At 58.4% G+C, this 16,709-nt stretch carries 20 protein-coding genes; 4 read left to right on the forward strand and 16 right to left on the reverse strand.

Translation table 11 applies throughout. The features are described 5' to 3' along the window. Positions 1 to 22 precede the first annotated feature (22 nt). Positions 23 to 706, forward strand: a complete 684-nt coding sequence (locus AC2FF7_RS10220) for a DUF1045 domain-containing protein (protein WP_496905597.1) — start codon at positions 23 to 25, stop codon at positions 704 to 706. On the opposite strand, the gene phnN is transcribed toward AC2FF7_RS10220, so the two are convergent. The 9 genes from phnN to phnG are packed head-to-tail and all read right to left on the reverse strand — an operon-like array spanning position 688 to position 6,673. Continuing rightward, entirely contained in the window at positions 688 to 1,236 is a 549-nt protein-coding gene (phnN, locus tag AC2FF7_RS10225) for a phosphonate metabolism protein/1,5-bisphosphokinase (PRPP-forming) PhnN (protein WP_480866334.1), read from the reverse strand. The genes AC2FF7_RS10220 and phnN overlap by 19 nt on opposite strands. After that, positions 1,233 to 1,916, reverse strand: a complete 684-nt coding sequence (gene phnL / locus AC2FF7_RS10230) for a phosphonate C-P lyase system protein PhnL (protein ID WP_170790316.1) — start codon at positions 1,914 to 1,916, stop codon at positions 1,233 to 1,235. The genes phnN and phnL overlap by 4 nt, the downstream gene beginning before the upstream one ends. 3 nt (positions 1,917 to 1,919) lie before the next feature. Beyond that, a complete protein-coding gene (gene phnK, locus AC2FF7_RS10235) occupies positions 1,920 to 2,690 on the reverse strand; it encodes a phosphonate C-P lyase system protein PhnK (protein ID WP_480866336.1) in 771 nt (256 codons plus the stop codon). Positions 2,691 to 2,694: 4 nt separating this feature from the next. Next, complete coding sequence (locus tag AC2FF7_RS10240; protein WP_496905598.1) at positions 2,695 to 3,099, reverse strand: VOC family protein; 405 nt, start codon at positions 3,097 to 3,099, stop codon at positions 2,695 to 2,697. Beyond that, the gene (locus AC2FF7_RS10245) at positions 3,096 to 3,956 is read right to left on the reverse strand and encodes an alpha-D-ribose 1-methylphosphonate 5-phosphate C-P-lyase PhnJ (RefSeq protein ID WP_170354806.1); all 861 of its coding nucleotides are present in this window, start codon (positions 3,954 to 3,956) and stop codon (positions 3,096 to 3,098) included. Before AC2FF7_RS10245 ends, AC2FF7_RS10240 begins: the two co-directional genes overlap by 4 nt. Further along, a complete protein-coding gene (locus tag AC2FF7_RS10250; RefSeq protein ID WP_496905599.1) occupies positions 3,953 to 4,549 on the reverse strand; it encodes an HAD family hydrolase in 597 nt (198 codons plus the stop codon). Before AC2FF7_RS10250 ends, AC2FF7_RS10245 begins: the two co-directional genes overlap by 4 nt. Next, positions 4,546 to 5,637 (reverse strand): carbon-phosphorus lyase complex subunit, encoded by a 1,092-nt coding sequence (locus AC2FF7_RS10255; RefSeq protein WP_496905600.1) that lies wholly within the window; start codon positions 5,635 to 5,637, stop codon positions 4,546 to 4,548. Before AC2FF7_RS10255 ends, AC2FF7_RS10250 begins: the two co-directional genes overlap by 4 nt. 2 nt (positions 5,638 to 5,639) lie before the next feature. Beyond that, a complete protein-coding gene (phnH, locus tag AC2FF7_RS10260; RefSeq protein ID WP_480866345.1) occupies positions 5,640 to 6,215 on the reverse strand; it encodes a phosphonate C-P lyase system protein PhnH in 576 nt (191 codons plus the stop codon). Next, positions 6,215 to 6,673, reverse strand: coding sequence for a phosphonate C-P lyase system protein PhnG (phnG, locus tag AC2FF7_RS10265; protein ID WP_480866347.1), 459 nt, complete (start codon positions 6,671 to 6,673; stop codon positions 6,215 to 6,217). Before phnG ends, phnH begins: the two co-directional genes overlap by 1 nt. Before the next feature lie 103 nt (positions 6,674 to 6,776). On the opposite strand from phnG, the gene phnF reads away from it, so the two are divergent. Further along, complete coding sequence (phnF, locus tag AC2FF7_RS10270) at positions 6,777 to 7,487, forward strand: phosphonate metabolism transcriptional regulator PhnF (protein WP_480866348.1); 711 nt, start codon at positions 6,777 to 6,779, stop codon at positions 7,485 to 7,487. Positions 7,488 to 7,649: 162 nt separating this feature from the next. Here phnF and AC2FF7_RS10275 read toward each other — a convergent pair whose 3' ends face one another. The 5 genes from AC2FF7_RS10275 to phnC all read right to left on the reverse strand — a co-directional run bounded on the left by AC2FF7_RS10275 (position 7,650) and on the right by phnC (position 12,368). Further along, positions 7,650 to 8,264, reverse strand: coding sequence for an LbetaH domain-containing protein (locus tag AC2FF7_RS10275; protein ID WP_496905601.1), 615 nt, complete (start codon positions 8,262 to 8,264; stop codon positions 7,650 to 7,652). Positions 8,265 to 8,286: 22 nt separating this feature from the next. Then, positions 8,287 to 9,633, reverse strand: coding sequence for a phosphonate ABC transporter, permease protein PhnE (gene phnE / locus AC2FF7_RS10280; RefSeq protein ID WP_496848574.1), 1,347 nt, complete (start codon positions 9,631 to 9,633; stop codon positions 8,287 to 8,289). Next, on the reverse strand, positions 9,630 to 10,511 hold the full coding sequence (gene phnE / locus AC2FF7_RS10285) for a phosphonate ABC transporter, permease protein PhnE (protein WP_496905602.1): 882 nt from the start codon (positions 10,509 to 10,511) through the stop codon (positions 9,630 to 9,632). Before phnE (AC2FF7_RS10285) ends, phnE (AC2FF7_RS10280) begins: the two co-directional genes overlap by 4 nt. A 69-nt stretch (positions 10,512 to 10,580) precedes the next feature. Further along, positions 10,581 to 11,483 (reverse strand): phosphonate ABC transporter substrate-binding protein, encoded by a 903-nt coding sequence (gene phnD, locus AC2FF7_RS10290; RefSeq protein WP_480494071.1) that lies wholly within the window; start codon positions 11,481 to 11,483, stop codon positions 10,581 to 10,583. Between the two features lie 63 nt (positions 11,484 to 11,546). Next, positions 11,547 to 12,368, reverse strand: a complete 822-nt coding sequence (gene phnC / locus AC2FF7_RS10295; RefSeq protein ID WP_209193932.1) for a phosphonate ABC transporter ATP-binding protein — start codon at positions 12,366 to 12,368, stop codon at positions 11,547 to 11,549. A 168-nt stretch (positions 12,369 to 12,536) separates the two neighbouring features. On the opposite strand from phnC, the gene rpe reads away from it, so the two are divergent. Beyond that, positions 12,537 to 13,223: a ribulose-phosphate 3-epimerase gene (rpe, locus tag AC2FF7_RS10300; protein ID WP_170753549.1), complete on the forward strand. Its 687-nt coding sequence runs from the start codon at positions 12,537 to 12,539 to the stop codon at positions 13,221 to 13,223. A gap of 113 nt (positions 13,224 to 13,336) precedes the next feature. Further along, positions 13,337 to 13,555: a hypothetical protein gene (locus tag AC2FF7_RS10305; RefSeq protein ID WP_480866358.1), complete on the forward strand. Its 219-nt coding sequence runs from the start codon at positions 13,337 to 13,339 to the stop codon at positions 13,553 to 13,555. A gap of 85 nt (positions 13,556 to 13,640) precedes the next feature. Here AC2FF7_RS10305 and AC2FF7_RS10310 read toward each other — a convergent pair whose 3' ends face one another. Together AC2FF7_RS10310 and AC2FF7_RS10315 are read right to left on the reverse strand one after the other, a co-directional pair. Next, positions 13,641 to 14,387, reverse strand: a complete 747-nt coding sequence (locus AC2FF7_RS10310) for an FkbM family methyltransferase (protein ID WP_496905603.1) — start codon at positions 14,385 to 14,387, stop codon at positions 13,641 to 13,643. 349 nt (positions 14,388 to 14,736) lie between these two features. Then, positions 14,737 to 16,449 (reverse strand): amidohydrolase, encoded by a 1,713-nt coding sequence (locus AC2FF7_RS10315; RefSeq protein WP_480866361.1) that lies wholly within the window; start codon positions 16,447 to 16,449, stop codon positions 14,737 to 14,739. Positions 16,450 to 16,709: the final 260 nt, after the last annotated feature.

Raw genomic sequence — 16,709 nt, forward strand, 5'->3', positions numbered from 1 at the left:
AGGCCACGCATAGGAGGCCAATGTGACATTCACGCGATACGCGATCTATTTTGCGCCACCCGCCGGGGCCGAGTGGACCCGGTTTGGCACAAGCTGGCTGGGCTGGGACATAGAGGCCGGCGCTTCGGTCGCGCACCCCGATATCCCCGGCGTGGATGTGGCCGCCGTCACGCAAGTGCCGCGCAAATACGGGCTGCACGCGACGATGAAGCCTCCGTTCCGACTGCGCAATGGGCAGACGGTTGAGGCGCTGCGCGAGGCTTGCGCGCAATTGGCCGCTGCGCAAGCCCCGGTCAAATTGGATGGACTTGAGACCGCGCGACTGGGTCGGTTTCTGGCCCTGCGCCCCACAGGCGACGAGGCGGCGCTGAACGCGCTGGCGGCTGCCTGCGTGCGCGATCTGGATCCCTTCCGTGCGCCCGCATCCGACGCCGAATTGCAGCGTCGTCGTGGCACCGGACTGTCGCCCGCGCATGAGGTCAATCTGGTGCAATGGGGATACCCTTACGTGATGGACTCGTTCCGCTTTCACATCACCCTCAGCGGCAAGTTGGACAAACCCACGCTGGCCACCGTTCAGGATGCGCTGGACACGCGGCTTGCACCCCTGCTGCCCGCACCGTTCCACATCACGGATCTGGCGCTGATGGGCGAGGCCGAGTACGGGCGGTTTCACCTGATCCATCGCTATGCACTTTCCGGCTGAAGCTTGGTCAGGATGGTGTTGACCGTCTGGTCCAGCGGACCGGAATTGTCGATCTGCACCACCCGGCGCAATCCATCGGGCAGCGTAGTCTGCGCGCGTTCAAGCCGCCGTGCCTGATCCGTCGCACTTTCGCGCCCACGCGCCGACAAGCGCTGCGCCAGCACCTGCGGGTCGGCGGTCAGCGAGATCACGACCAGATCGCCAAATACCTCTTGCGCGCGCAAAAGCACGGATCGGGACAGGTTCACCAAAACTGCATCCGCCTGGCCCCGCAGCTGCTGGATGCTTTGGGGCACCCCATACAGCAACCCATGGGCGGGCCAGTGCAGGGCAAAGGCATCCTCATCCACCATCTGCTGAAATGTGCCTTCGGAGACCCGGTCGAAATCCTCACCCTCTTCGCCCTCGGGGCGGGTGATCACCCGGCGCATCCGGTGAATTCGTGCGGAGCGCGCCTCCAGCGCCTCGATCACGCTGTCCTTGCCAACGCCCGAGGGTCCGACAACCGCGATGATCGGCGCAAGGGTCATGCGGCCATCCCCGGCGTGAAATCCGAGACGTTGATCTCACGATCGCATACACGCTCTCGCGCGCCGACATCGTGGAAAATGCCGATGATGGCCGCTCCACGCGCTTTGGCCTCTTCGATCAGGCTCAGCACGGTTTCACGGTTCTGCACGTCAAGCGAGGCGGTGGGCTCATCCAGCAGCATCGCGGGATAGTCGTGCGCAAAGCCCCGCGCGATGTTCACGCGCTGCTGCTCACCGCCCGAAAAGGTCGTGGGGCTAAGCGTCCAGAGGCGTTCAGGAATATTCAGCCGCGCCAGTAGCCCTGCCGCCTTGTCGAGCGCCGCCTGACGGTCGCATCCGACGGCCAGCAGAGGCTCGGCCACCACCTCAAGCGTCGGCACGCGCGGCACCACCCGCAGGAACTGGCTGACATAGCCCAGAGTGTCCCGCCGCAGGGCCAGAATCTCGCGCGGTTCAGCCTGCGCCACATCCACGCCGCCCACCATGACTTGCCCCGAGGCAGCCAGATAGTTGCCGTAGATCACCCGCATCAGGGTGGATTTGCCCGCCCCGGACGCTCCGGTCAAAGCCACGCATTCCCCGGGGGCCACGCTGAGTGTCGCGCCCTCCATCACAGGGATCACCGCGCTGCCCTGATTATGCAGGGTAAAGCTTTTGCTGACGTTGTTCAGTTCAATCATCTCTCACACCTGCAACACGCTTGAGACCAGCAACTGCGTGTACGCATGTTGCGGATCGTCCAGCACCTGATCGGTCAGGCCGGATTCGACCACGTGACCGTCTTTCATCACCATCAGCCGATCCGCCAGCAGGCGCACCACGGCCAGATCATGCGTGACGATGATGGCGCTCAACCCCATCTCGCGCACCAACCCGCGCAGCAAATCCAGCAGACGCGCCTGAACCGAAACATCCAGCCCGCCCGTCGGTTCATCCATGAACACCAGCCGAGGCCCCGTCACGAGATTGCGGGCGATCTGCAGGCGTTGCTGCATCCCACCAGAAAAGGCGGTAGGGCGGTCATCGACTCGGTTCGCTTCGATCTCGACCCGGCCCAGCCAGTCGATGGCCTTGTCGCGGATGTCACCATAGTGACGGTCGCCCACGGCCATCAGACGCTCACCAATATTGCCGCCCGCGCTGACAGACATGCGCAGCCCGTCGCGGGCGTGCTGGTGGACAAAGGCCCAGTCGGTGCGCCCCAACATCCGGCGCTCGGGTTCTGACATCGTCACCGTATCCACCGGCCCATCGGCACGCGTGTCAAAGACCACCTGCCCTGCGTCTGGTTCCAGATGACCGGCCAGACAGTTCAGCAGCGTCGACTTGCCCGAGCCGCTTTCACCGACGATCCCCATCACCTCACCGGGATAAAGGTCAAAGCTGACGTCGGTACAGCCGATCCGGGTGCCATAGGTTTTTCTGATATTCCGAACGCTTAACAACGGGGTCATGGCTCTACCTCGGGTCATAGGCAAATTCGATCCGATTGCCGCCCGGCTCTCGGATCATGAAATGGATTTTTGGCCCGGCACCTGAAGGTTCAGGCGCAAACTCCACCTGAACACCCGGCCAGTCTTTCACAGCGGCAAACACCACATCCAAAGACTCGCGCGATGGGATTTTGAACGCCACATGGTGCAGTCCGACATTGGCGTGACGATCGAAGCCGTGCTGATCTTCGCCCTTTTGCTGCCACAGCGTCAGAACCGCCGAGCCGTTGCTGATAAAGGCCGAGGGGTATTCGGGCCGTCCACCGACCACATCCCAGCCCAGCGCCTCGACAAAGAACGCCTTGGTCGCCTCAAGGTTCGAAACCGTCAGGCCCAGATGATCAATTCCCAGTACGTGTTCACGCATCATGCTGCATCCTCCTTGGCCAAACGCCCTTCGTGCCCGGCAGCGCGGCGCGAGCGGCAGTAATCGGTGTCGGAGCAGACAAACATCCGGTTGCCCGCGTCATCCATGATCACCTCGTCCAGATAGCTGTCTTCGGCCCCGCACAGGTCGCAGGGATGGTCTGCCTTGGTCGCCTCGAACGGATAGTCCTCAAAGTCGAGGCTGACGACCTTGGTGTGCGGCGGCACCGCATAGATGCGCTGCTCGCGCCCCGCGCCGAACAGCTGGATCGCGTCCATTTCCAGCTTGGGGTTATCGAATTTAGGGATCGGAGACGGATCCATCACGTAGCGTCCGGACACTTTTACCGGATAGGCATACGAGGTCGAAATCGCGCCGTGCTGGCTGATATCTTCATACAGTTTCACATGCATCAGCCCGTATTCTTCAAGCGCGTGCATCTTGCGCGTTTCCGTCTCACGCGGTTCCAGAAAGCGCAGAGGCTCCGGGATAGGCACCTGATAGACGAGGATTTGATCCTCGGTCAGTTCCGCCTCGGGGATCCGGTGGCGGGTCTGGATGACAGTGGCCTTTTCGGTTTCTTCGGTGGTCGCGACCCCGGCGGTGTTCTCAAAGAACTTACGGATCGAGACCGCGTTGGTCGTGTCATCCGCGCCCTGATCAATCACCTTGAACGTATCATCCGGCGTCAGCGTCGCGGCCGAGACCTGCACCCCACCGGTGCCCCAGCCATAAGGCATCGGCATTTCACGGCTGGCAAAAGGCACCTGATATCCGGGTACCGCCAGTCCTTTGAGGATCGCCCGCCGGATCATCCGCTTAGTTTGCTCGTCGAGATAGGCGAAATTGTACTCGCTCATAGTATTCCCCTCTCGGACAATTCGGCTTCCAGTGCTCGGGCGCCGACAAAATGAATAGCGTCCATTCCCACAGCACGCGCACCTTCGACATTGTGCAAACCATCGTCGATAAACACGCAGTCTTGGGGCTGAACAGCGGCACGTTCGCACAGAAGTTTGAAAATACGCGGGTCGGGCTTCATTACGCCTTCCTGACCGGACACCACCAACGTTCCGAACACCTCACCCAACCGGGGGTGCACCTTTAGACCCTCTGGCCAGGTTTCAGCCGACCAATTGGTGATGGCGTGGACGGGGGTTCCATTTGCCTTGAGGCGATCGAGGATATCCCAAGTGCCGTTAACCGCGTTCTGAACAGTGAGTGTATATCGCTCCACGTAGGAGGCAAACAGGTTCTGATCCTCCGGGTCCGCCAACTCTTTGGCCATATCGGAGAACAGCTCGCCATTGTCTCCCCGCGCGTTTTTCGCTTTGAACCCGGTGCGTTCGATAAAAGCATGGGCGGCGTCCTCGGACCCCAGATCGTAAACCCAGGCAAGATGGGGGTGCCAATCAACCAATACGCCGCCGATATCGAATACAACGACCTTCATTCCGCAGCCTCCTTTGGCGCGATCCGTTCCTCAGCCTCGCGGCGTAGTTTTCGGACCAGTTCCAGTTCGGACTGGAAATCCACGTAATGAGGCAGTTTGATGTGTTCCAAGAAACCGGTGGCCTGAATGTTGTCGGCATGGCTTAGGACAAATTCCTCATCCTGTGCAGGCGCGCCCAAATTGTCCTCGCCCAGCTCCTTCCAACGCAGCGCGCGATCGACCAGAGCCATGGCGATAGACTTGCGCTCGGACTGACCAAAGACCAGACCATAGCCACGGGTGAACTGCGGCGGTTCGGTTTTCGAGCCCTTGAACTGGTTGACTGTCTCGCATTCGGTTAGTTCAACCTCACCAATCTCAATGGCAAAGCCCAGCTCGGGAATGTCCATTTCGAAGGCGACTTTTCCGATCCGCAACTCTCCCACAAAAGCGTGGTTGCGGGCGTATCCGCGCTGGGTTGAGTAGGCCATGCCTAGCACGAACCCCTCATCGCCGCGTGTCAGTGATTGCAAGCGCAGCGGGCGGGTGGAGGGAAACTCCATCGGTTCGCGGGTCAAGTCGCCCGGCAGGTCGTCGCTAGTGGGTTCGTCCTGAATGATATTTTCACCCTTTAGGAACTCGGCAATGTGAGGCGTAGGCTCAGTACGCGGCCCGGCCATGGGTGCAACCGTGTCGTTGCCATCTGCAGCTAGTTTGAAATCCAGCAGCCGGTGGGTGTAGTCAAAAGTCGGCCCCAGCACCTGCCCGCCCGGAGCGTCCTTGAACGTGGCCGAGATTCTGCGGTCGCAGGCCATATCGCCGGTATCAACCGGGTTGGAATAGCCAAATCGCGGCAACGTGGTGCGATAGGCGCGGATCAGAAAGATCGCCTCGATCAGGTCGCCGCGCGCCTGTTTGATCGCTAGCGCGGCCAGATCGGGATCGAACAGAGAGCCCTCAGCCATGACCCGATTTACCGCAAGGCTCAACTGTTCTCGGATCTGGGCGATCGACAGTTCGGCGATATCCGTTGATCCCCGCCGCTCCTCTGCTAACCAGGAATGCGCGTTGTCGATGGCTTTTTCGCCGCCCTTGACTGCTACGTACATTCTTATGATCCCGCCGTTATTTGCGTGCTGCGCGGCAAGGCCGCGACTTTGTCTCTGCAGGTGAAAAAGAAATCACATCCCAGAGGATAGAGATCCGAATTGCCCTGAAAGACCGCGACATCCGGTAAAGGCAATTGTGATCGGTCCCGAATACCCGGCCCTGTCAGCGTTGCCCCGTTCTGCGCAAGCGTTTCACACTCGATAATCAGAGTAGCCGAGCGGTCAGGATATTCCGGTGTGCCTATGCGATAGTTGGAATTGCGTTGCAGGTCCGCCCATGTCCCTACTGCGAAATCCGCGCTGGACGCTTTGACAATCGGCGCGCCGGTGTGAAAGGTCAGCCATTGGCGCACTGCGTCAGTGTCTGCTGCGCCTGCAAGAAAGACCCCTGTATCCGGGTCACACAAGGTCAGCAACAAAGTACCCGCTGCTTGGGACAATGGCTCGGGTGGGCGCGCGCCCGCAATTGATCGGATTTCGCCAGGTCGCGCCATGACCGTCATTGCGGCCCGAAAGGCGTGGGCCGCCTCGATCGGGGCATTTGCAAAACCACCTGAGAATTGAGGATGCGCGCTCATCAGTCTTCTCCTCGGACCAGAGTAAAGAATTCGACCTTTGTCGCCGCCGCCTTGGCCGCCCGCTTGGCTCGCGCGTCCTGCAACTGCCGTGACAGGGGGGAAATGATTTCGGCGCGGATGGCGTCGGCTGCTGTTGTCTGCATCAGCGCATCAACAAGGGCAGCGACTTCGGCTTTGGGCTTCGACCGGCCCTGAACATAGCCATGACCGACGGCACCGCCCTGCAACACCAGCGAACACCGGGTTACGGTCATTTCACCAAGATTGAACGGCGCCCCCGTGCTGCCGGTGCGCCCCCGGACCATTACCCCGCCAATCTCGGGCGCGCGTAGCCATTCAAATGTCGGGCGCAGTTGGACTCTGTCCCAAAGGGCCATCAGCGCGTCCTCGGGCGCGCGGGCCAACACGCCCATCCATTGCCGACGTTCTGCATCCGTTGGTTTATCGAGATCTGCCATCGAACCCTCTTGGCTGGGTTGTCTACACAAGCTATACAACTAGACAAATAATACATCTTAACCCCGCGGGCCGCAATCCGCTTACTTGTGAAGATTTAGTGACATGGGCAAATCGCCAGTTTGGAAAAGCATCGCTCTTGGTCTGACAACCGACATTGCAGAAGGCCGCTATAACACTGGTGATCGCCTCCCGACCGAAGCGCAGCTGGCTGCCAAATACGGGGTCAATCGCCATACGGTCCGCAGGGCTTTGTCAGATCTGTCTGACCAGGGCTTGGTACGCTCGAGACGAGGAGCCGGAGTTTTCGTGACGGCGCGCCCGACGGATTACCCCATCGGGAAACGCGTACGTTACCACAAGAGCATTTCGGCCAGCGGCAAGATTCCTGGCAAGAAAATCCTTACCCTCACCACGCGAACGGCTGATGTGGCCGAAGCTGAAGCTTTGGAACTGTCCGAAGGTGAAGCCGTTCATGTCTACGATGGTCTTTCCCTGGCCGACGGTCAGCCGATAGGGCTTTTTCAAAGCGTCTTTCCAGCTGGGCGTCTGCCGGGCATTCTTGCCGCACTGGTAGAGACCCGGTCGGTGACCAAAGCGCTGCAGCAATGCGGGGTCGAGGATTACGTTCGTTTATCGACACGGCTGACGGCCCGCGCCGCGACGCCGACACAAGCGCTGCATCTGCAACTCAGCGAAGGCGCTCCGGTCCTGTACTCAGTGGGCGTAAACGCAGATACGAACGGAATTCCCGTTGAATTCGGACGCACCTATTTTGCCGGCGAAAGAGTCACACTAACGATGGACAACGAGTAGGGACCAGAACGCTCCCGCCCGTCTTTGTCCTCCTTCCGGAGGTCTCGTCCCGTTGGGCGTAGCGCCGCGCAAAGCGCGGCGCCCGGCCCAAGGCCGCCAGAGCGCGTCGGCGAAGCCGATGCGCACGCGGGCGCGAGAGCACATGTCAAACAGGTTCTCGGCCTATTCGTATTTCTCCAAAAAGGCTTCGGCATCGAGCATTCGAAAGTCCGGCAAGGCGGCTCGTAAACGCGCGTTGTCCCAATCCCACCACGCCAAAGTCAACATACGCTCTGCTACGCCATCCGGGTAGCGTGGACGGATCAGACCGGCCGTAACCCCACCCACAATGCTGTAAGGCGCAACGTCTTTGGTGACGACCGCACCAGAAGCAATGATTGCTCCGTGACCCACGGTAACTTCGGGCTTGATAATAGCTGCATGGCCAATCCATGTGTCATGGCCAATTTCCGTCACCCGGCTTGCGCGATGCTGGAACCAATCCGCGTCATCTTCGGCGTCATCCCAGTAGTCTGCTGAGCGGTACAAAAAATGATGCAAGGAAGCCTTGGCATACGGATGATCCGTCGCACCGATCCGGGTATAGCTGGCTATGTTCGCAAACTTGCCGATCCGCGCATTTGCAATGTCACACGTTCGGTCGCAATACGAATAATCCCCGAAGATCGCGTTTGCCAAGCGCGTCCCGGCACCTATTTCGACGTATTCCCCAAACGTGCTGTTGGTGATCGCACAATCGGGATGGATGAATGGCTGATCCGCTCGCAGTCTTGGCATGAAAGTTCCTCTGGACCAACACTCAGGCGGTCTTGGTTTTTACCCGTTTGGATTTCGTTTCGCCCTGGATCAATCGGCGGCGCAACCAGCCCGAGAACCAATCCATCAGCATCACCATCAGGATGATCAGAACGATGTAGTAGGCAACCTCTTCCCAGTCTTTCTGGGTGATAATCGCCTGCGTCAGCAACAAACCGATCCCACCGCCCGTAATCGCACCAATCACAGTGGCGCTGCGTGTGTTGGATTCGAGGAAATAGAGCAACTGGCTGAGCAGCACCGGCGTCACCTGCGGGATCACCCCGAACCGATAACGTTGCGGCGCATTGGCTCCGGTCGATTGGACGCCCTCGATCTGTTTTTGATCCACATTCTCCAGCGCTTCCGAGAAAATCTTGCCGAACGTCCCCGTGTCTGTCACCAGAATGGCCAGCGCACCCGTCAGCGGACCGGGTCCAAAAGCCCGCGCCAGAACGACGGTCCAGATCAGAGCGTCCACACCACGCACAAAATCAAACACACGGCGCGTGAGAAACCGTACCGAACGCAACGGGTTGAAGTTACGGGTCGCAAGGAAAGCCAGTGGCAGTGCCACCATGCCCGCCCCCAATGTCCCGAGGAAGGCCATCAGGATCGTCTCGAAAATGGCCCAGGCCACGTCCTGATGGCGCCACATCTTGTTGGTCCAGAAATCATTCAGGATCGCGCCCGCCTCACCATTTGCGGCCAGCCCCATGAGTTGCGGGAACGACTTGCCATAGTAGGGGCTATCGAGGGTGAAGAAGAACAGCTCCCACCCGTTGAAATAGCGGAACACCTCGGATCGGTTGCGCGTCACGGTCAGTCGACCCGCATCCGTGGTGATCGCCATCCGGTTCTTTGAGACATTGATCCAGTCGGGCACGTCGCCTGCGGGCAGCTCGGCCTGAACGCCCGCCGAACGGGTCGGCGTTGCACGCACCGTGCCATAACCGGGGATGTCATATTCCACCGTCTCGGGGCCGAACCGCACGATATGGCCGTCTTTCAGATCAATCACCGTAGTCTCGCCCAGAGCGACCCAATCCGGCGCTTGGCCTTCGGGATATGCACCCTTGCGCTCACCTTCGATAGCGGCCGAGACTTCACCTGTGCGATTGTCACGCTCGATGTGGGTTTTGTAACTGTAGCTGTCAGCCACAAGCGTCTTGCCGTTTTCCCAGTTGGCGCGTCCGGCCAATCCGGGCACGTCGAAAGCGAAAAACACATAGGTCAGATAGACCAGCACCAACGCAGGCAATCCAAAATTGATCAGGCGCTTTCGGCTGAACAGACGATCAGCCTCGGCCTTCAACTCATCAAGGGTGAGGTCAGTGGCGAAGGTGCTCATGCCCGCGCTCCTTTCTCGGATCCGTGGGTCAGGCGATCACGCAGATGGCCCGAGATTTGGTCGACCACAACGATGGTGACGAACAACAGCAAGAAAATCGCGGCAGCCTGATCGTACTTGCCCTGCCCCCAGGACATCGAGTTGCGCAGCTCATAGCCAAGACCACCTGCACCGACGAAACCCAGAATGGCCGAGGCGCGAATGTTGATCTCGAACCGCAGCAGCGCGTAGCTGACATAGTTCGGCCCAACCTGAGGGATCACGCCCAGGTACATGCGCTGCGACCAGTTCGCGCCGACCGAAGCCAAACCTTCAACCGGTTTCAATGAGGCGTTCTCATTCACCTCAGAAAACAACTTGCCCAGTGCGCCAGCCGTATGGATTGCAATGGCGATCATCGCCGGAACCGGGCCACCACCCAGAATAAAGATCAGGACCAGAACGATCACGATTTCAGGAATTGCGCGGCAGATATCGGCGATACGCCGGAACAGAGGGATCAGCGCAGGCCAGAGCGCCATTCCACGTGTGGACATCAGCGCAAGGAACGTACCCGCGATGGTGCCGATCAGTGTGGACGCAGCGGCGATGTTGATCGTCTCGACCAGCGCAGGGAAGAACTTGACCAGATTGGCAGGCAACGCGTCGATCTTTTCCCAGGCTTCGGACAGCACCTCTGCCGGGTAGTCAAAGATACGGTGCCAACCATCCGCGAAACTGCCCGCGTTGCGGTCATCCGCAGTGCGGAACCCGGCGGCCATCAAGGCCACGAAAACGATCAGAAGAATACCACCATAGACCCGCTTGCGTCGTGTCATCTCGGTATAGTCGGCCCGGATCTGGTCGACGGTCAGGGACCCTGCGGTCAGGTCTGTCATGGAATGCTCCTGAGTGGAAAACGGGGCCCGGCTTGGAACACCGGACCCCGGTCTTAGGGGTGTACAGGCTTAGTTGGACTTCAGCTTGCGTGCTTCGATAATGACTTCGTAGGCTTCGTGGGTGATCGGCTCGAACGCGCGGGCTTCACCAGCAGCAACGCCGTAGAAGCATTCACGGTCTTTCTCAGCCAGACCAGCCATCAGAGCGGTCATTTTCTCTTTTACATCTGCAGGCAGTGCGGTGCGCAGAACAACCGGGCCTTCGGGGATCGGCTTGGATTTCCAAATCTGGACCATGTCGTTCATGTCGACCAGACCGGCATCAACAGCGCGACGCAGCGCGCCCGACTGATACCCATCTTCCCAATCGCCCAGACCGTCCGCCCAGGTCACGCCGCCATCGACGTCACCGTTGTTCACGGCAACGATGGTCTGCTCGTGGCCACCGGTGAATTTCACCTCACCGAAATAGTCGCCCGATTCCATGGTGGAACCCGTTGCCGCAGGGATTTCGATCGACGGGATCAGGTAGCCCGAGGTCGAGTTCGGATCGCCAAAACCAAAGGTCTTGCCCTTCATGTCCTCCAGCGAGGTGATGCCGCTGTCTTTGCGCGCAAAACCGATCGAGAAATAGCCATAACCGCCATCGGTGTTGACCTTGACCAGAACCGGCTCGACCGCTTCGGGATCAGACAGGTAGGTTTTCGCATAACCCGAAGCACCCAGCCACGCCATGTCGATGGTGCCGCCCAACAGGCCTTGGATCACGCCGTCATAGTCAGCCGGTGCGAACAGCTTGGTTTCAACACCCAGTGTTTCCTCGGTGTATTCGCGCAGGCATTCGTTGTTGTTCAGACGGTCCTGAGCGTTCTCACCGCCCAGAATGCCGATGCGGAATTCGTTGATATCCGCGGCCAGGGCCGGCGCGGCCATTGCAGTTGTGGCCACCAGGGCTGCCATCAGTTTTTTCATCTGTCTCTCTCCGGTTTGATATGCCGGCCTTTCATCGGCCGGTCGATGAAAGGGGTGGTTGGCTTAGATGGTTGCTTCCGCTTCCATCAGGGCCTTCTGAGTCGCATCCAGCGTCTCAATCTCGGTCGATGTCGCCTCTTCCGAGAAGCTGGCATCAGCGCCATAGATCTCGCGGGCGACGCCGGTTGTCAGTTGCTCGGGCAGGCCGTCGAACACGATGCGACCGTCACGCATACCGACAACGCGGTCGCAATAGCGACGAGCCGTATCCAGCGTGTGCAGGTTGGCGATTACTGTGCGGCCGTCTTCTTCATGGATGCGGCGCAGTGCCTGCATGACGACCTGCGCATTCATCGGATCCAGCGAGGCAATGGGTTCGTCCGCCAGAATGATGCTTGGGTCCTGCATCAGAGCGCGCGCGATGGCGACCCGCTGTTGCTGCCCACCTGAAAGCGCCTCGGCGCGTTTAGGCGCGTGTTCTGCAATGCCCAGACGGTCCAGAATGTCGATGGCGCGGTGGATATCGGCCATAGGAAACAGGTTGAACATGGTCGCCAGCGTAGAATGGCGGTTCAACGTACCGTGCAAAACGTTTGATACCACGTCCATGCGCGGCACCAGATTGAATTGTTGGAAGATCATCGCGCAATCGGCCTGCCAAGCACGCTTGTCGCGGCCCTTCAGCTTGGTGACATCACGGCCACCGAAAAGGATTTCTCCGTCGCTCGCGTCGGTCAGACGGTTGATCATCCGCAGGAGCGTCGATTTACCGGCCCCCGAGCGACCGATGATGCCGATCATGCAGGGTTTATCTATTTCCAACGTGGCTGAATCGACTGCGACGTTTTCACCGAAGCGCTTGGTCAGTTTCTTGATGTGCAGCACAGGCCACCCCCAGTTCGTGTTGGCGGTCTGCTAAAGGCAATCTTCAACGGCTATGTGTAACTTGGGTGAAAGTTTTGTAACGCAGCGCCAAAGATCGATGGCTCTACACTTCTGCGCCTACCGCAGGTATATGCGGGCCGACTCTTAGACATTGAAACGAGGCCACACATGTCCTTTGACCGCAGCATCAAGATCGCACCGTCGATCCTCTCCGCCGATTTCGCCAATTTCGGCGCCGAGATTCAGGCGATCGAAGCGCAGGGGGCCGATTGGGTCCATGTGGACGTGATGGACGGCCATTTCGTTCCGAACCTGACCTTCGGCCCGCCTGCGGTCAAAGCCTTTCGCCCACACGTGAAGACGGTGATGGACGTCCATCTGATGATCGCTCCGGTCGACCCTTATATTCAAGCCTATGCCGACGCCGGGGCCGATATCCTGACCGCGCATGTTGAGGCAGGGCCGCACACTCACCGAACCCTGCAAGCGATCCGCGCTGCTGGCATGAAGGCTGGTGTTGCCCTGAACCCCGGCACCCCGGCCGAAGCGGTCGAACACCTGTTGGACCTGACCGATCTGGTCTGCGTCATGACGGTGAACCCCGGTTTTGGTGGTCAAAAATTCATTGATATGACAGCCAAAGTTCGCCGCCTGCGCCAGATGATCGGCGATCGACCTGTCCATATCGAGATTGATGGAGGCGTCGACCCAAACACCGCACCGTTGGTAGCAGCCGCAGGCGCGGATGTTCTGGTCGCTGGCTCGGCAGTATTCAAGGGTGGCTCGGTTTCCAACCCTGAAGTCTATGGCGAAAACATCCGCAATGTGCGCGCGGCAGCAGAGTCAGCGCTCTAACAAGGCGCTTCATTGCGCGTGCTGCACATCGGATATGAACAATCCGGGCTACCTGAGCATCCTTCAATCGTTTAGATGCCGAAGGCCCATTTCAAAACCTGCGATACACGTCCATGGCTAAAACAACCACACCCCGCCCGTATACCGCCTACCCGGTCGGGTTTGTCGGCATCCTGCCCCAAAAACTGCGCATGTTACAGAACCGGGTCGCCGCGGCCCGGTCTTCAGTGCGCCGAATTCGCGCATATTGGTTGATGAACGACGACGAGCTGCGCGCACGCGGCCTGAAACGCGAAGACGTCATTCGTCTGGTGCTGGCTGACGTCATCTAGCACAGCACCAGTCCTTGGCTGGGGCAGACCGGATTTTGATAGCCAGGCAGTATATCCACACCCTGCCCGGTCGAATGTTCTTGGTTTACTTGCTTTTCTGAACGATGCGCGACAGCTTGGCGTCTCGATAATCAAATCTCGGGCCTTCAAACGGTGCGAAGATTGCATCGCAGTCGGTCGCCTCGGGCGAAGGTGGCCGAGTAAAATCGTGTAGTTCAAATCCATGCGCAGCCATAACGGCTACAAAATCACTGAACTTATAGCCACCTTCATAACGGCGCCGGACCGAGACCTCGGCCAAGACAAAGGCGCAGTTTTTCAGCATTTCTGAAGCACCCTGGATCACCTCGACTTCGAAACCCTCGGTATCAATCTTCAACCCGTAGGGCCCCTGATAATCCACGGCGATGTCGTCCAACGTCCGAACCGGGACCTGACGTTCTTCGATGGCCTTAGTATGGGCACGCGCAGCCTCGTCAAACGTCATCATGGTAGCTCTCGTGCCCATGGGGCGGTGGCCGACTGTTGGAATACGCAGCGTCGTTTGCCCGGCCTGGGAGCCGACTCCGCAGGCATGAAAGTCAAAGTCGATCTTGTCGCTCCAATTTCGTCTCAGCTTGTCCTCATACTCAGAGATCGGCTCGATCAACACAAATTTTGTCGTCGGAAAAGCCTCGTACAGGTGCGCGGTCCCACCGGCGACACCGACATCGAAAACTGTCGCAACATCGAACCCCAGACCTGCGATGTAACTGCCTGTCTCTTTGTCAGGGGAAACTTGGTACCCTCGACGTTTCAGACGGCGGGTCAAGCGTATTTCGATGTCGTCCATTCTTAAGCTCTCCTATGCGCGGGGAAGGCATCCCATGCGACAGCACGGCTAAAGAAACACCATGACTGACAAAGCACAATCGGGAATCTCGTTGGTGGAATGGAATATGCGTTCCCAAATAACCTATTTGCAAAACGCAGCATTATAAGCGGTTGAATCAACATCAGGGCCTGAGATTATTCGGCGATTAATCCCATCCGCGCCGCCGCATACTCAAGACCACTACAAGCAATACGGGCGCTGTCGAAATGACTTCCTTCGCTCGTCATCGCAATGAGAGCACCATAAAGTCTTACCCTGCAACCAGACTCGAGTTGACGCCTCTGCAGTTAAACCCATCAACCATACCTTAGTTCTTTACAAGCCAAGGCTCTTCGACCTTCAGACCTTGATAGACTGCGTGCATGAAAAGATGGGCAATGACAGGGTCTGTTGAAAACGGGAAAAACTGCAGTTTGCCTTCTTCGACGCCTTCCTCAGCCTCGTAGACAATCTCGTCCCCCTTGACGGTTACAAGCACTTTGAGGCCCGCCAAAGTCTCTGGATTCACAGACGTGGGATCGTCGGACAAGATCACAAAATCCGCAACTTTTCCGACCTCAATTGAGCCCTTGCTGTCCTCTTCAAAGTGCTGCCACGCGGGCCAGATCGTCATCGCCTTCAAGGCGGTCATGACATCAACCCGCTGATGAGGCCCAAGAATATCACCCGATCTGGTGCGGCGGGTCACCGTTGCCGCAAGAACACGCATACTGTCTGGAAAGGCGACGGGCGCGTCGTGATGCGTGCCGAAAATCATATCCCGTTCGCGGAGCCATCCAGTGGGCGAGATATTGTCGGCGTTCACTGGTCCAACAGTATGATCACGGTGCCAGTCGCCCCAATAGAAGGTGTGCATCGGGAAAAGTGATGGAAAGACCCCGAGGCGCTTGAAGCTGGCCACTTGATCTTCCCGCAGAAACTGCCCGTGCACCAGAACCGGGCGGTTGCCCGGATCGCCATATTTGAGTTGCGCTTCTTCCAGTGCGGCAATCAGCATGTCCGACGCGCCTTCTCCGTTTGAATGCACAAGGATCTGGAACCCATTCTCATTACACCAGTTCACAGCGTCCTGCAGTTGATCCATTGTTATTGCAGCATATCCTGCGTAGCCGGCATCATAGGTGCCGACTGGATCATAGTAGGGACGATCCCGCAAAGCAGTAAAACCCTGCGGTGACCCGTCGATTGTAAGTTTGCAGCCGCCGACCCGAACCCGGTCGACGTAGTCCGCAGAGGTGTTGTCGCGAATATAATCCCGGGCCTCCAATACGTCAGGAAACGCGACAACGTCGATGGGAAGTCCTTCCGTGGCACCGACCTTTCTTAGTACCTCTACGATCTCACCAGAAGATCGCCCCTCTTGTCCGGTCGTATACCCAAACTTGGCCCAAAGGTCGGCTCCGGCACGGGCGAAGGCCACTAGACCTTCCTCACCCAGATTTCCCAGCATCGGCACAAGAACCGAGAAAAAGGCATATTCCTCCAGAACACCGTTGGGTTCGCCTTCTTCATCGCGCTGAATCACGCCACCCGGCGGAGCTTCTGAAGCGGCCGTAATGCCAGCCAACTCCAAAGCCCTTGTGTTCGCGACTCCCAGATGCCCGGACTGATGGATAATTATGACGGGCAAGTCCTTGGAAACTACATCAAGGTCTTCTCGCGTGGGATGACGCAGCTCTTGCAGTTGAGCGTTGTCGTATCCAAAACCAACGATCATTTTCACCTGTTCGACGGCCTCTGAATTTTCTTCTGCCCAATTCGACAGTGTGGCTTGCAGGCTGGCGATATCCGTGACTTCTCCGTCAGGTGGCGAAAGCAGGTTGGCCGACAATGCCTGCAGCCCGCCCATCACAACATGCCCATGACTGTCAACAAAGCCCGGAAGAAGTGCGCGCCCATTCAGATCGAAAGTTTGTGTGCCCTCACCTTCATGCACCGAGAGATCAGACAGAGATCCAACCGCCAGAATACGACCGTTCTTGACCGCGACCGCTTGGACGGAAGGGAGCGCATCATTCATCGTTACAATGGGGCCGCCTGAATAAATACGATCGGCAATTTGTTGTGTAAACGCACAAGTGGCTGAAAAAGAAATTGCTGCGGCAAAACAAAGCGAACGTATTGCTAAAGGCATCCTGAGGTTCCTTTTCAATCCAAACATTTCAATGTGATATATTTTAGCATCGATTTGAGCCTCGCCAAAAACGAAAAAGGCCGCCCCTGTGGAACGGCCTTCTTTAGTGCAACGTTTAGGCCCGAGATTATTCGACGAATAATCTC

It is taken from the genome of Ruegeria sp. YTSC325, assembly GCF_059609525.1.

Bases quoted from the DNA above. Each gene is read 5' to 3' on its own strand.
- phnK (WP_480866336.1), bottom strand. From the start codon at position 2,690: ATGACCCCGTTGTTAAGCGTTCGGAATATCAGAAAAACCTATGGCACC.
- phnE (WP_496905602.1), bottom strand. From the start codon at position 10,511: ATGACAGACCTGACCGCAGGGTCCCTGACCGTCGACCAGATCCGGGCC.
- AC2FF7_RS10250 (WP_496905599.1), bottom strand. From the start codon at position 4,549: ATGAAGGTCGTTGTATTCGATATCGGCGGCGTATTGGTTGATTGGCAC.
- phnH (WP_480866345.1), bottom strand. From the start codon at position 6,215: ATGAGCGCGCATCCTCAATTCTCAGGTGGTTTTGCAAATGCCCCGATC.
- phnD (WP_480494071.1), bottom strand. From the start codon at position 11,483: ATGAAAAAACTGATGGCAGCCCTGGTGGCCACAACTGCAATGGCCGCG.
- phnF (WP_480866348.1), top strand. From the start codon at position 6,777: ATGGGCAAATCGCCAGTTTGGAAAAGCATCGCTCTTGGTCTGACAACC.
- rpe (WP_170753549.1), top strand. From the start codon at position 12,537: ATGTCCTTTGACCGCAGCATCAAGATCGCACCGTCGATCCTCTCCGCC.
- AC2FF7_RS10245 (WP_170354806.1), bottom strand. From the start codon at position 3,956: ATGAGCGAGTACAATTTCGCCTATCTCGACGAGCAAACTAAGCGGATG.
- AC2FF7_RS10315 (WP_480866361.1), bottom strand. From the start codon at position 16,449: ATGAATGATGCGCTCCCTTCCGTCCAAGCGGTCGCGGTCAAGAACGGT.
- AC2FF7_RS10305 (WP_480866358.1), top strand. From the start codon at position 13,337: ATGGCTAAAACAACCACACCCCGCCCGTATACCGCCTACCCGGTCGGG.
- phnN (WP_480866334.1), bottom strand. From the start codon at position 1,236: ATGACCCTTGCGCCGATCATCGCGGTTGTCGGACCCTCGGGCGTTGGC.
- phnL (WP_170790316.1), bottom strand. From the start codon at position 1,916: ATGATTGAACTGAACAACGTCAGCAAAAGCTTTACCCTGCATAATCAG.
- AC2FF7_RS10255 (WP_496905600.1), bottom strand. From the start codon at position 5,637: ATGTACGTAGCAGTCAAGGGCGGCGAAAAAGCCATCGACAACGCGCAT.
- AC2FF7_RS10275 (WP_496905601.1), bottom strand. From the start codon at position 8,264: ATGCCAAGACTGCGAGCGGATCAGCCATTCATCCATCCCGATTGTGCG.
- AC2FF7_RS10240 (WP_496905598.1), bottom strand. From the start codon at position 3,099: ATGATGCGTGAACACGTACTGGGAATTGATCATCTGGGCCTGACGGTT.
- phnG (WP_480866347.1), bottom strand. From the start codon at position 6,673: ATGGCAGATCTCGATAAACCAACGGATGCAGAACGTCGGCAATGGATG.
- AC2FF7_RS10310 (WP_496905603.1), bottom strand. From the start codon at position 14,387: ATGGACGACATCGAAATACGCTTGACCCGCCGTCTGAAACGTCGAGGG.
- phnE (WP_496848574.1), bottom strand. From the start codon at position 9,633: ATGAGCACCTTCGCCACTGACCTCACCCTTGATGAGTTGAAGGCCGAG.